Origin of the sequence: Roseimaritima multifibrata (assembly GCF_007741495.1) — a bacterium.
Classification (GTDB): domain Bacteria; phylum Planctomycetota; class Planctomycetia; order Pirellulales; family Pirellulaceae; genus Roseimaritima; species Roseimaritima multifibrata.
Genome location: NZ_CP036262.1, coordinates 6,604,944 through 6,618,080 on the forward strand (window position 1 = coordinate 6,604,944; position 13,137 = coordinate 6,618,080).

The 13,137-nt window shown below is 54.8% G+C and carries 10 protein-coding genes; 3 read left to right on the top strand and 7 right to left on the bottom strand.

Annotation, left to right across the window (positions count from 1 at the left end):
• Positions 1–150 precede the first annotated feature (150 nt).
• Both FF011L_RS23895 and trpB read right to left on the bottom strand, forming a co-directional pair.
• On the bottom strand, positions 151–840 hold the full coding sequence (locus FF011L_RS23895) for a metal-dependent hydrolase (RefSeq protein ID WP_145354459.1): 690 nt from the start codon (positions 838–840) through the stop codon (positions 151–153).
• A 3-nt stretch (positions 841–843) separates the two neighbouring features.
• Positions 844–2,067, bottom strand: coding sequence for a tryptophan synthase subunit beta (trpB, locus tag FF011L_RS23900; protein WP_145354460.1), 1,224 nt, complete (start codon positions 2,065–2,067; stop codon positions 844–846).
• Positions 2,068–2,178: 111 nt separating this feature from the next.
• Here trpB and mutM point away from each other — a divergent pair, with 111 nt between their 5' ends.
• Positions 2,179–3,039 (top strand): bifunctional DNA-formamidopyrimidine glycosylase/DNA-(apurinic or apyrimidinic site) lyase, encoded by an 861-nt coding sequence (gene mutM / locus FF011L_RS23905; RefSeq protein ID WP_145354461.1) that lies wholly within the window; start codon positions 2,179–2,181, stop codon positions 3,037–3,039.
• A 106-nt stretch (positions 3,040–3,145) separates the two neighbouring features.
• Positions 3,146–4,219 (top strand): prenyltransferase/squalene oxidase repeat-containing protein, encoded by a 1,074-nt coding sequence (locus FF011L_RS23910; RefSeq protein WP_145354462.1) that lies wholly within the window; start codon positions 3,146–3,148, stop codon positions 4,217–4,219.
• A 140-nt stretch (positions 4,220–4,359) separates the two neighbouring features.
• On the opposite strand, the gene dnaE is transcribed toward FF011L_RS23910, so the two are convergent.
• The 4 genes from dnaE to FF011L_RS23930 all read right to left on the bottom strand — a co-directional run bounded on the left by dnaE (position 4,360) and on the right by FF011L_RS23930 (position 11,043).
• Positions 4,360–7,920, bottom strand: a complete 3,561-nt coding sequence (gene dnaE / locus FF011L_RS23915; RefSeq protein WP_145354463.1) for a DNA polymerase III subunit alpha — start codon at positions 7,918–7,920, stop codon at positions 4,360–4,362.
• Positions 7,921–8,026: 106 nt separating this feature from the next.
• Positions 8,027–8,959: an ATP-binding response regulator gene (locus FF011L_RS23920; protein WP_145354464.1), complete on the bottom strand. Its 933-nt coding sequence runs from the start codon at positions 8,957–8,959 to the stop codon at positions 8,027–8,029.
• A 77-nt stretch (positions 8,960–9,036) separates the two neighbouring features.
• Positions 9,037–9,696 (bottom strand): FHA domain-containing protein, encoded by a 660-nt coding sequence (locus FF011L_RS23925; protein WP_145354465.1) that lies wholly within the window; start codon positions 9,694–9,696, stop codon positions 9,037–9,039.
• Between the two features lie 138 nt (positions 9,697–9,834).
• Entirely contained in the window at positions 9,835–11,043 is a 1,209-nt protein-coding gene (locus FF011L_RS23930; RefSeq protein WP_145354466.1) for a class I SAM-dependent rRNA methyltransferase, read from the bottom strand.
• A 259-nt stretch (positions 11,044–11,302) separates the two neighbouring features.
• Here FF011L_RS23930 and FF011L_RS23935 point away from each other — a divergent pair, with 259 nt between their 5' ends.
• On the top strand, positions 11,303–12,097 hold the full coding sequence (locus tag FF011L_RS23935) for a 3-keto-disaccharide hydrolase (RefSeq protein ID WP_145354467.1): 795 nt from the start codon (positions 11,303–11,305) through the stop codon (positions 12,095–12,097).
• Between the two features lie 400 nt (positions 12,098–12,497).
• Here the strand turns inward: FF011L_RS23935 and ruvA are convergent, their stop codons facing one another.
• Positions 12,498–13,121 (bottom strand): Holliday junction branch migration protein RuvA, encoded by a 624-nt coding sequence (gene ruvA, locus FF011L_RS23940; protein ID WP_246109596.1) that lies wholly within the window; start codon positions 13,119–13,121, stop codon positions 12,498–12,500.
• Positions 13,122–13,137 lie beyond the last annotated feature (16 nt).

Below are 13,137 nucleotides of genomic sequence, written 5' to 3' on the forward strand. Positions count from 1 at the left end.
CAACCCGCTGCGTAAGCGAGGGATTGCAGACCACGTTCCCGGTCCCTCGCTTATGCAGCGGGTTGAGGTTTTCTGATGCATTGCCGCACAGCAGCACCCCAACTCGGAAACCGCGTTCTAGCGAGCGTCGCTACGTGAGCGATTTGTCAATCACAGTTCAAACGACACGCCGATTTCGGGAACCACCGGTTCGGCGTCTGTTTGCGACCGGATCTCTTCAGCCCACGCCTCGGCGTCCTGGTCGATAGGTGGCCAGGTTCCAAAGTGTGCGGGGACCACTTTCTTCGGCGAAATCAGCTTGGTTGCTTTGACGCTGTCAGCCGGCCCCATCGTGAATCGATCCCCGATCGGCAGCACCGCAACATCAACGCCTTGAGCGTACGACTGCATGTCCGAAAACAAAGCGGTATCGCAGGCGAAGTAAACCCGTTTGCCATCGGAGAATGTCAACACAAATCCACCCGGCTGGCCACCATAACTGCCATCGGGCAAACCGCTGCTATGCAGTGCAGGCGTCAGTTGCACGGAACCAAAGGGCAACGAAATCCTCCCTCCGGTGTTCATCATTTCGACATTCTCGACCCCATGCTTAGCTTGAAACCACTGCGCGATTTCAAAGTTCGCCACGACCTTTGATCCGCAACGATTTGCGATCGCAGCAACATCGGCAACATGATCAAAATGACCATGCGAAACCAGGATCACCGAGATATTCTGCAATTCGTCAGCGGCCATTTTTGCGGCTGGGTTATCGGTCAAAAAGGGATCTAAAAGGATCCGCTCTTCGCCCGCTTCGATCAACCAGCTTCCGTGCGATAACCAAGTTAGTTTTGTCGTCATGATCTATTCCCAAGATTCGCCGCGCAGCCGAGCCAATTCCATTGCGTCTTTGTCTCCACGTCCTGACAGACAAATCACCAAGTGCTGGTCCGAGGACATCGACTTGGCAATTTCCATCGCTTTGGCGGTTGCGTGACTGGTTTCCAAAGCGGCTAAGATCCCTTCGCTCTTGGCAAGTTTATCAAACGCATCAAGGGCTTCGGTGTCCTGACATTGAACGTAATCCGCACGCCCGGTGTCTTTCCAGTAACTGTGCTCAGGGCCTACGCCTGGGTAATCCAGTCCTGCACTCATCGAATGCACATCGCAGGTCTGGCCATCTTCGTCCTGCATGACGTAGCTGAAACTACCATGCAAAACGCCCGGGGCTCCGTAGGTCAACGGAGAGGCATGGTCCCCCGGCTTTGTACCACGGCCCCCGGCCTCAACCCCCACCATCCGAACGCCTTCGTCTTCGACAAAGGGATAGAACATTCCCGCGGCATTGCTGCCACCACCGACACAGGCGACGACGCAGTCCGGCAGGCTGCCAAAACTATCCAGGCACTGTTCGCGAGTTTCGCGGCCGATAACCGCCTGGAAATCACGGACCATCATCGGGAACGGATGCGGGCCGATCACGCTACCAATGATGTAATGAGTCGATTCGACCGACGACATCCAGTCTCGCATCGCTTCGTTTACCGCATCGCGTAATGTCCGCGAGCCACTTTCGACGGGATGGATTTCAGCCCCCAACAACCGCATGCTAAAGACGTTTGGTTTTTGCCGGCGAACGTCTTCGGCCCCCATGTAGACAACACATGGCAAACCGAAATGGGCACATGCCGTCGCGCTGGCGACGCCGTGCTGCCCTGCCCCGGTTTCCGCGATGACTCGCGTCTTTCCCATCCGCAGCGTCAACAACGCCTGGCCGAGGGTATTGTTAATTTTATGAGCCCCCGTGTGGTTCAGATCCTCACGTTTCAGCCAAATCTGAGCCCCACCAACGGCAGAACTAAGGCGACGAGCGTGATAGAGAGGACTTGGGCGGCCTACGAAAGTCTTCAGCAACCCGTTCAGTTCCTCTTGAAATAGAGGATCTTTTTTGGCTTTTTCGTACTCTTCAGCCAATTGATCGAGCGCACACGTCAGCGTTTCGGGCACAAAACGCCCGCCAAAATCACCAAAGCGGCCTTGAGCGTCAGGAACCTGTGCGGAGGCAGGAGAATCAGGAGGGGTCGTCATACTAGATTCCAATGAAATAAATGGTCAGTCCATCGATTGTGGGGACTCGTGACAGAAAGTCAACGTCGCAAGAGCTGTCCAAATCGCCCTTCATGGTAGAATGCAACGATCATGCCAGAATTACCCGAAGTCGAAACAATGCGACGCGGTGTCGCGGGGATCTGCGGACATCGGATCCTCTCGGTCCGCCGTACCCCGTGCGAACTGCGACCGATCGCCGTCTCCCCCCGCATGGATGCCCTTAACCGCCGCGTCCAAGGCCGGACGATCCAGAGCATCGGCCGCCGGGGCAAACGCATCTTGTTGGAATTGGATGATCAAGCCGCGATCGTGATCGAACCGCGAATGACCGGCCTGGTCCTGGTGGCCGATCCTCCCAACCAAACACACCTGCGAATCCAAATTGAACTGGAGGGCCCTCTACACGACCAGCTGCTTTTCTGGGATCGACGCGGCCTGGGGACGTTTCGGTGGTATGACGCAGCAGGCCTGAAAAGCCATCTTGGCACGGATCGGCTGGGCATCGATGCGCTGTCGATCACCTGGGAACAGCTACGTGAAAAACTGCAAACCAGCCAACGAGCGATCAAGGTCGCCCTCCTCGATCAAAAAGCGGTCGCAGGAATCGGAAATTTGTATGCCGCCGAAATCCTCCATCTCGCAGGAATCGACCCGCGGACCAAATGCCTTAATCTGACCAAGAAACAATGGCAACGGATCGATTCGGCGATCCGTCAGGTATTAGAAAAAGCGATTCAATACGAAGGGTCAACGCTAGCCGACGGGACCTACCGCAACGCCCTCAATCATGAAGGGGGCTACCAAAACCACCACCAGGTCTACGACCGCGAAAATCATCCCTGTTTTCGCTGCACCGACGGTTCCATTCGCCGCATCGTGCAAGCACAGCGAGCCACTTTTTTCTGCCCGAAATGCCAGCAAAAACGCGGGTTGCACGTCACGATCGGCTAAAATCGACCTAGTCCCCGTAGCCTCCGACTGCCACAATAGACGAGGGAATTCACGCTCCGCCGGCCTTCCCTATTATCGACATTCCCAACGCCCAGGATCGATGGCAATGACAGACCAGCTCGCCCTATCAGCTGCGACCACCCGCCGCGACCTTCTACGCAAAGCGTTGTGGGGAGGCGCCGCAGCGGTCACGCTTGGCAGCAGCCAACCGACTTCGTTATTCGCGGCGGCTCGAAATCCGCGGTGGACCGAATCGACGACCAAGGGGCTGGAGTGGTTGCGAAAAACCCAATCCTCTCGCGGCCAGTGGAACGTGCAGGTCTACCCCACGGCGATGGCAGCCCTCGCCGGGACCGCAATGATTGCCAGCGGATCGACCACGACCCAGGGCCCCTACGCGCGAGAACTGGCCCGCGCGACCGATTACCTGATCAGCAAATCACGCTCCAACGGACTGATCGGAGACCCTCAAACCGATAGCCGGTACACCTACGGGCACGGATTCGCAATGCTGTTTCTTTCCCAAGTCCTAGGGGAAGAAGGGCTGATTGAACGTCGCGATGAACTGGTCGATGTGCTCAGTCGAGCGGTCGAATTCAGCGGCAACGCCCAAACCCCCGCGGGTGGCTGGGGCTACGTCTCCGCTCGTGAAGGAAATAACTTCGATGAGGGATCGACCACGATCACGCAAGTGCAAGGCCTTCGCGGCTGCCGCAACGCCGGAATCGCGGTCCCTGCCAAAATCATCGAACAGGCCAAAGAGTACATCTACGTCTGCAAGAACCCCGACGGCGGAATCAGCTACAGCAGTCGTCAAACGGGAAGCAGTCGGCCGGCGATTACGGCAGCCGCTCTGGCCGCCCTCTACAACGCCGGGGACGATGCCAGCGAACACATTCCCGACATGCTGAAGTACTCAAAAGACAACCTGCACAACATCAATGATACTGCAGGGGCATTCGGTCACTGGCACTACACCTACCTCTACTACAGCCAAGTCGTCTACCGCCAAGGCGACGACCTTTGGCTGAAATTTCGCGACCAGCTGTACGACCGAATTGTCTCGGACCAACGCCCCGACGGATACTGGGAGGGGCAAATCCATCCGGTCTACGTGACCGCCTGCAACTTAATCATGTTGCAGCTAGACCGAGGTTTCCTACCAATCTATCAAAGATAAAAAACAACCTCCGCCACTCCGCCACTCCGCCACTCCGCCACTCCGCCACTCCTTCACTCCTTCACTCCGTGTCTCCGTGTCTCCGTGTCTCCGTGTCTCCCAACAAAGGGAGCACAAAAACAAACTCCACCACCCCCGCGCTACTTCTTCCACTTAGGCCCGCCGCCCTGGGACAATTGCGGCCGAGTCGTCAGCATCTTGTAGCCTCCGATCCCCAGCAGGTCATCCAATCTGGCTCGCAGTTCGTTTGTCAATTCCAGCTGAGTGCTCTTGCTACGCATGTGAATGACATGACCATCGGTCACCTTTACAGCGAACAGTAACTCCTGCTTACCTGGATACCCGCGAATGATTTCGCGAATCTGTGGCAGCATTTCTTCACTATGTTTTTCCTGGTCGATCTGAACCCGGATCCCACGGGTATAGCGGCCATCCAGTTCATCGATTGGAACCAATTCATTGACAATTAAATTGACGTCATCGCCGCCGCCACGCTTGTCACAGACACCTCGCACCATCACCACCGAGTCAGAGATAACCTTTTCTCCCATCTCGGCATAACCATTGGGCCACATGATGCAGCGAATGGCACCCTGCATATCTTCCAAATCAAAGTTAACGTATTTGGAAGGAGAACCTGGTTTACTATTTTTGGTATGGGCGATCTTCACGGAACTGATCATCCCTCCGATCATGACCTCAGCACGATCCTTCAGCGGCCCTAGTTGATCGGTCTGGTGTGAACGGAAAGCGGATAGTTTGGGTTCATACTCTGCCAGCGGATGGCTGGTCAGATAGAAACCCAGCACTTCCTTTTCACTGATCAACTTTTGCCTTTCCGGTGTTTCCTCCATGTCGGGCAACGTATCAGCGGCGGTCGGTGCATCTTCTTCCTCTTCGAAATCGCCGAACAAACTTGCTTGACCACTTTTTTTGTCTGCGAGGGCTGCAGCTCCACTTTGCATAGCCCGTTCCATGACGGCTACCAACTGACTTCGTTTGGCTCCAAAGCTATCCATCGCCCCCGCTTTGATCAGGGTTTCAATCGCCGATTTATTACAGGCGCCAGGATCGACCCGTTCACAAAAATCAAAGATGTCCTTAAAGGGACCGTTCTTCTTCCGTTCGGTTTCGATCGCGACACCGGTCGATCCACCGCAACCTTTGATGGCGGACAAGGCAAAATAGATTTTGCCATCATTGACTGAGAAATCGGCGTCGCTGTGATTGACATCGGGGTTCACCACTTCAATGCCCATCCGCTCACAATCCTCCATATGCTCGACCATCGGGTCTTTGCGTTTGAAGTTTCGTGACGAGATATCACTGGCCAGCAGCGAGGCCATGAATTCGACAGGATAGTGTGCCTTCAGATAAGCCGTCTGGAAGGCGATCAATGCGTATGCGGTACTGTGCGATTTATTGAAACCGTAACCGGCAAACTTCTGAATCAAACTCCAGATTTCTACGGCATCTTTTTCTGCCAACCCCGATTCAACGGAACCGCTGATGAATTTATCGCGGTTTTCATTGATCAGATCTTCGTTCTTTTTACTAATCGCCTTAATACAAGTGTATGCACTGGCCAGCGGGATTCCTCCCAGCCGGTTCAAAATCCGCATCACCTGTTCTTGGTAAACCATAACCGAGTTGGTCTCGGCAAGGATTTCTTCCAGCACCGGATGCTTGTATTCCGGCTGCAAGCGACCGTGCTTAATATCGACATACATATCGACCATCCCACCTTCCAGTGGTCCCGGTCGATAGAGTGCCGCGGTCGCAATAATGTCGTGGAAACTGTCGGGCTTCATTCGCTGCAGGAGGTCACGGATCCCGCCCGATTCCAACTGGAAGACCCCTTTAGTTTCCCCGCGCTGCAGCAACTGATAGGTCGCCTTATCCTTCAGAGGAAACTTCAGCGGATCGATCGTCTCCCCGGTGGTCTGTTTGACAAACGCGACGGCTCGGGAGAGCATCGTCAAGTTCCGCAGCCCCAGAAAGTCCATCTTTAGCAGACCGGCCGCTTCGACATCTTTCATCGCCCACTGGGTGATCACATCCTGCTTCCCCGGAACTCGGCCCAGCGGCACAAATTCGGTTAGCGGGCGGTCGGCGATCACCACCGCCGCAGCGTGTGTCCCCACATTTCGAGCCAGGCCTTCGATTCGCATCGCCAGATCCAGCATTTCGCGGATCTCGGCATCGTTCTCGTACGTCAGCCTTAGATCATCACTCTTTTCCAATGCCTTGCTGATCGTGATCTTCAGTTCATCAGGGACCATTTCGGTAACCTGATTGACGCGCATCAAGGGAATCCCGAGGGCACGCCCGACGTCTTTGATCGCAGCCCTTGCCGCCAGCGTCCCAAAGGTACCGATCTGGCAAACGTTGTCGTTCCCGTACCGCTCCTTCACGTACTGGATGATCTCGACACGCCGTTCTTTTTCAAAGTCGATATCGATATCGGGCGGCTCTAGCCGGCTTTCATCGAGAAATCGCTCAAACAGCAAGTCATATTCCAGCGGACAGACGTGCGAGAGATACAACGCATAGCAGACGATTGCCCCCACACCACTACCACGAGCCGTCGCCCAAATCCCCAGCGAGCGAGCATGATGGACAAAGTCAAAGTTGATCAAGAAGTAGGTTGGGAAACCCAGTTTTTCAATAACGCCTAATTCACGCTCCAGTCGAGCAACCACCACTTCCGTCAATTCGCCATCGACCAGCCGTTCTTCGTTCCCTTGGTACCGATCCTTCAGCCCCTTGATGCATAATTGCCGGAGGTACTCGATCGGCGTCAATTCATCCGGGCATTCAAATTTCGGGAAGAAGTGCTTGCCCAGTTCCAGGTCGATATCAACGCTGTCAGCGATCTCTTGACTGCGCGCGACGGCATCTTCCAAGCCCGGAAATTTTTCATACATCTGTTCGGGGCTACGGAGGAAATATTGATTCCCATCCATTTTCATCCGCGACTGGTCTGTGCGGAATCGCCCGGTATTGATGCATAACATCACATCCTGTGCTTCCGCATCCTCGGGATCGACGTAGTGCGTGTCGCTGGTAGTGACAACTGGCAACCCCATCTGCTTAGCGATATCAACGGCCCCTTCCAGCTGCATTCGCTGGATGTCGACCCCGTTGTTCATGACCTCGATGTAATATCGATCGGGGAAAACTTTCTGGAACCAGGCGGCGATGTTTCTCGCTTCGTCGACCGCATCTGCGGTATCGGTCCCCTTCAAGACCGCTCGACTAAATTCACTGCTGACGCACCCCGACAGGCAGATGATCCCTTCGCTGTGCGCTTTCAGGATTTCCTTGTCGATTCGCGGCTTGAAATAAAATCCTTCCAAACTGGCAGCCGAAGCCAACTTGACCAAATTCTTAAAACCGGTTCGGTTTTTGGCCAACAGGGTCAGGTGGTAGCTTGCATCTTTACTGCTCCCCGCTCCCCCTTTGTCAAATCGACTGCCGGGCGCGATATAGGCTTCGTAACCAACGATCGGATTGATCTGCGCCGATTTTGCTTTCCGATAGAATTCCAACGCACCATGCAAGTTCCCATGGTCGGTCAATGCCAGCGCATTCATCCCGTGGTCTTTACAGCGACCGATCAACTTGCCGATATCGCCCGCTCCATCCAGCAGGCTGTAGTGGCTGTGACAATGAAGGTGAACGAAGGGTCTGGTATCCATCAGCTCGATCCTAAGTACAACGATAAGAAAACTAGCGGGCGGTGATTCATTGTGATAACTACTTGATCGTCACAACAGCCCGCTCGCTTCAACAGCTCCGCCCCTACTACAACATGGAACGGATCACGGAGACAAGATTGCCAACCGGCGCCGGCTTGCACAACCAGGCGTCGACCGCCGCTAATTCCGCGCCCCACTGCCCATACCCACTCAGCATCACAAAAGGAATTTCGGGCCGAATTTCCTTAATCTGTGTCGCCAGGATGTCCCCGGTTAATTCCGGCATCATCAAATCGGAAACCACCACGTCGAACAGCGATGGATTTTCCCGAAAACGTTTGATCGCCTGCGCCCCGTTCGAACAGGCGGTCACGACCATCCCCGACATCTCCAGCCCCAGCACCAAAACGCGACATCCCAGTTCGTCATCTTCGACAACCAACACGCGGTGCCCAACAAGCGACATCTCTTTCTCGTCCACAACGGTCTCCAGCGTGGAACCGGATCCAATGTCTTCTTCTTGCTGCTTTGTCCTCCGCAGCAACGTACGGACCAGTCCGGCAGCCTGCCCCGTTGCTTGTGCGATCTCCTGCGTCCATTGCCGAACGTCCCCACAAAGACTTTTCTGCGCCAAGATCAGATTACTAAGGATCAGGATCGGTGAAAGAACGTTGTTAAAATCATGGGCAATCCCCCCGGCCAACGATTCTAACGATTCGCTCTCTTGCACGAATTCGACAAGGATCATCGGCCGGTCCTGTAGCACGACTTGGCGAGCGCGAATTTCTTTCCATTCGTTCTCTTGCAGCAGACGCACGTCACCGGCAACACGCTGCGACGGGACCCGAGCGGCCGCTTCTAATATTTGACGGACGGTCGCCCGATCCGCAGCGGCAACAAGATCATCCAAGTGGTCGATCGGTCCCAGCAAAGCCTGCAAAGGGGCGTTGGCCACAAGGATTTTACCATCCACGACCAAACAGGCGGGCGGATCGACCAGCGAAATCGCCTCCGCAAGAATCGAATGACAATCATCCATGAATGGGCCCTGATCGCCGCTTCGAGAGAAATCGTAAAAGGCTAATCAGTTTGCCCGCTACTGTGCTGCGATGCCCCCTATGGATTGGCCACGCTGCGAACCAAAGTCGCCAAGCGAGCCTGGAGGTCCAACAATCGCTGCCAAGTCGAATAATTGACCTGAACCTGTTGCGTTGCATCATCGATTTCGGCCGATTCAATCAGTTTCTGCAGGCGAGCCTGCAGGTATTCGAGGATTTCACAAAATTGAGCGGCTTGCCCGGCTGACATGCGGTCTGGAATTTCAGGGGGCTCAATCAACCCCAACAATCCAGCCAACTGGGGCGGCGTACCATCCCCAACATCAAACCCCATCGAACCATCATAAGAAGCCGATTCTCGACTGACCGATGAATCCCCGTCTCCACTCTTGGCATTCAGTCGAGCCATTCGCTGAGCGATCTGTTCGTCGCTGCCGATCAACATCAAACTGCGGCCAACCGCAATCAGATCCCCATACCGCAAAATCCGCAGATGGGTTTCCTGGCCATTTACCTTGGTCCCATTGGTGCTATCCAAATCGGTCAGGACCAAGCGGTCATTGTCCCGCTGAACTTTCAGATGACAACGGCTTACCCGTTCATCGTTTAGCTGGATGGAATTACCTTCCTCACGCCCAATCGTCATCGGGACTGTCAATTCGCGGTAGACCTTGCCCCGGTCGGCACCATGAAGAATCGTAATCGTGATCTCTGACATGCAAGGCTCATCTAGCAGGTCTCAGGAAAGGGGTAGGCACACCCGCCCGCATTCGAACGGACAATCAACCATGCCTTAATTGTGGCCACTGCTTGGCCGACAATCAACGGTCTTCCACAAGGTGCCTATCAGTCTATGCTACTGGACTTCACAAATGAAGCACTTTAAGTAATCCGATTCGGGACAGGAAATCCGAAGCGGATGGTCGGCGGCAGCGGTACGGGTTTCGAGAACCGTGATATCTCGATTTTCTTTTCTGCCAACATTCACCAACATGTTCATAAAATCGCTGCGGCTGACGCTCCCGCTACAGCTGTTGGTGACAAGAATCCCACCGGCAGGCAGCCCACGAATCGCGTCTCGATTCAATTTCGTGTAAGCCCGTAGTGCCGCGTCCACCTGCCGACGTGAACCAGCAAATCGTGGCGGATCAAGGATCACGGCGTCCACTTCCGGTCGGTCCGCTTTGGCCAAATAGTCAAAACAATCGGCTTTTTCAAAGCTTAGATTCGTCAGCTGATTTCGCGCCGCATTGGCGGCGGCCAAATCGAGCGCTTTCTCGCTGCTGTCGACTCCGATCACATGCGCTGCCCCGGCGGCAGCGGCCACCAACCCAAACCCGCCGGCATAACAGCAGACGTCCAGAACGCGCCGGCCAACCAAATACCTAGCCGCCGCAGCGTGATTGTCCCGCTGATCTAAATAACCGCCCGTTTTCTGCCCGTGCAGTAGATCGACGGCCAATTGCAACCCGTTCTGTTGATAAAGGATGGCGCCCTCAGGTGCCGTCCCACGGACCAATCCCTCTTGCTGCTCGATCCCTTCTTTCTGCGCCGTCTTGGCGTCGGTTCGCAGAAAAATAGCCTGAGGCTTTAACCGCTCCTGTAGGAAATCCAGAATCGCTTCCTGACGCAATTGAATCACACCGGCGGCAATCTGAACCACCAAGTAGTCGGCGTACTGATCGACAATCAATCCGCTCAAACCGTCCGCTTCGCTAAAAATCAGACGCGACGCGGTTAGAACGCCTTCCAAAGTTGCTTGCGGGTCGCCCGGCAGGAAACCTGCCAACCGGCGTCGAGCGATCGCCTGATCGACTTTGGTGGTGAAAAAATCGGTATCCAAGTTCTGATTACGATCCCAGCTGTACAGCCGGACCTTCAGTCCGCTTGATGGGTTGTACAAGCCTCGCGCTAACCAGGTGCCGTCGTGCTGAACCAAATCGACCTCTTGGCCCAGCGGATAAACCTCTTTCGATTCCGCAAGCGAACTGGAATGAACCCACGGATGCCGAGCCAAGAAGGGGAACTGACGTGAGGGTTTAACAATGATGCTAGGCAATTTCACCTGGGAATCCTACAAAAAAGCTTGTCTAATCTTTTCACAACTTTAAAGAACCAACGCAGATCCTACCTCACCAGCCGCATTCCAGCGACGTACCGGCCAAATCAGCCGTAAATCAAGTCCACACCGCCGTATTGCTACAATAGAGCCAGGAATTTTGCGTGGACGGTCAATGATCTTGCAGTCATGATGGACCCCGCCTTTCCGATGCTGTTGCCCCCAACCTACCTACCCGTTTCCCTTTTTCGGCAAAAAAACATCCATGAACCTTCCGAAATATGCGTTCCTAACAGCTTGCTGCCTTTCTCTCACAGCCCTTCCATCGCTAAACGGTGAAGAGTATTTAAACGGAATCAAATGGGAGGCCCCCCCGATCGTCGACCCCGGTGCAACCAACGCCTCTCCCCCTTCCGATGCGATTGTCCTCTTTGATGGCAGCAACCTATCGCAGTGGGAAAATGGCGAAAACTGGCCGGTCCGCGACGGGATCGCATTTTCGGGAAAAGGCCAGATTGTTTCGAAAGAGTCGTTCGGTGATTGCCAGTTGCATGTGGAATGGTCTGCTCCTACCCCGGCGAAAGGAACCGGACAGGACCGAGGCAACAGCGGTATTTTCATGATGGGCACCTACGAACTTCAGGTGCTTGATTCCTACGAGAACGAAACCTATCACGACGGCCAAGCAGGTGCGATCTACAAGCAAACGCCTCCGCAAGTGAACGCGATGCGCAAACCAGGCGAGTGGAACACCTATGACATTTTCTGGACCGCCCCGCGTTTTGCCGAAGATGGCAGCCTGGAATCACCAGCCTACATCACCGCAATCCATAACGGTGTGCTGATCCAGAACCACTTCGCGTTAAAAGGGGACACCCCGTACCACCGTCCGCCAGCTTACAACAAGCATCCCGAAAAAGGTCCAATCGCGATCCAAGATCACGGTAACCCGGTCCGCTTTCGGAATATCTGGATTCGCGAAACCAAACCGACCGTCGGCACTCAAGAACGCGAACCCTTTCTCCGCGACGGCGACAAAGAAACCCCGATCAAAGAGTAACGCGATCGGGTAGCTGGCTTTTAGAGTCGCCTTTCGCTACGCGAAAGTTGCGTCCGCAAACGACACTTTCGCGGAGGACGTGAAATTTACAGGTGACGATTTCAACCCTGCCCATCCGAGTCTGAGTGCAGTGCTTTTAGCCCAGCGGGCGGCAGACAAGGTTGGTTCTGTCGCCCGCTGGGCTTTCCTTTTCGCGATACCCACTCCGGCGGCTCGCGCCGCCGGCAAGTATCTGCCGCCCTCCGGGCTACCTGTTCACTCGGCCCCATGCAGACTCGTCACTTGCTGCAAAATCTTCATTTATAGATATCACGTCCCGAGCGAAAGGCGACACTCGCACTGGGCTGTGGTGCGTTTGCTTTTGACAGCGGAAACCTAGTGATCAACTAGGCAGATCCGATTACTGACGCTTTTGATAAATCGCTGTTAGCATCGCCTCGGTGTCTTTGAATTTTTTGCCAGATTCAACCGCTTCATCGATCAGTTTTCTGGCGTCCGCTTCGCTATGGCCCAGGGCAAGCAAGGCATCAAAAGTATCTCCGGCGACACCGGCTGCTCCATCCATCACTTCGGCGATTTCGCTGCGTGCAACCATCAATGCAAATCGCGGCATCTTCCGGCGCAGCTTGGCGATGATCCGTTCGCTGGTCGCGGGTCCGATTCCCGGCAAGGCGGACAACTGCTTGGCATCCTGCTGTTCGATATAGACGGCCAATTCATGGACCGGACGCACCATCGCTCGCAACGCTTTTTTTACACCGACGCCATCGACACTGCAAAACAGATCAAAAAACTGTCTTTCAGGCAGCGTCTGAAATCCGATCAACTTGGGCGTCAAACGCCCGCCTTGAGCATTCCCGTCGATGTAGTCCAAAGTATGCAAGCGGATCGTGTTGTTCACCTCTGCCTGAAGCTGACGGCGCGTGTAATCGCCGACCATCACTTCGTACTCAAAAGGAGGTACTTCGATCGAAACGGCCTCGGCGGAAACAGCCACCAACGGCCCAGTGATTTTCGTGATCAAACTGACAGGTCTTTGA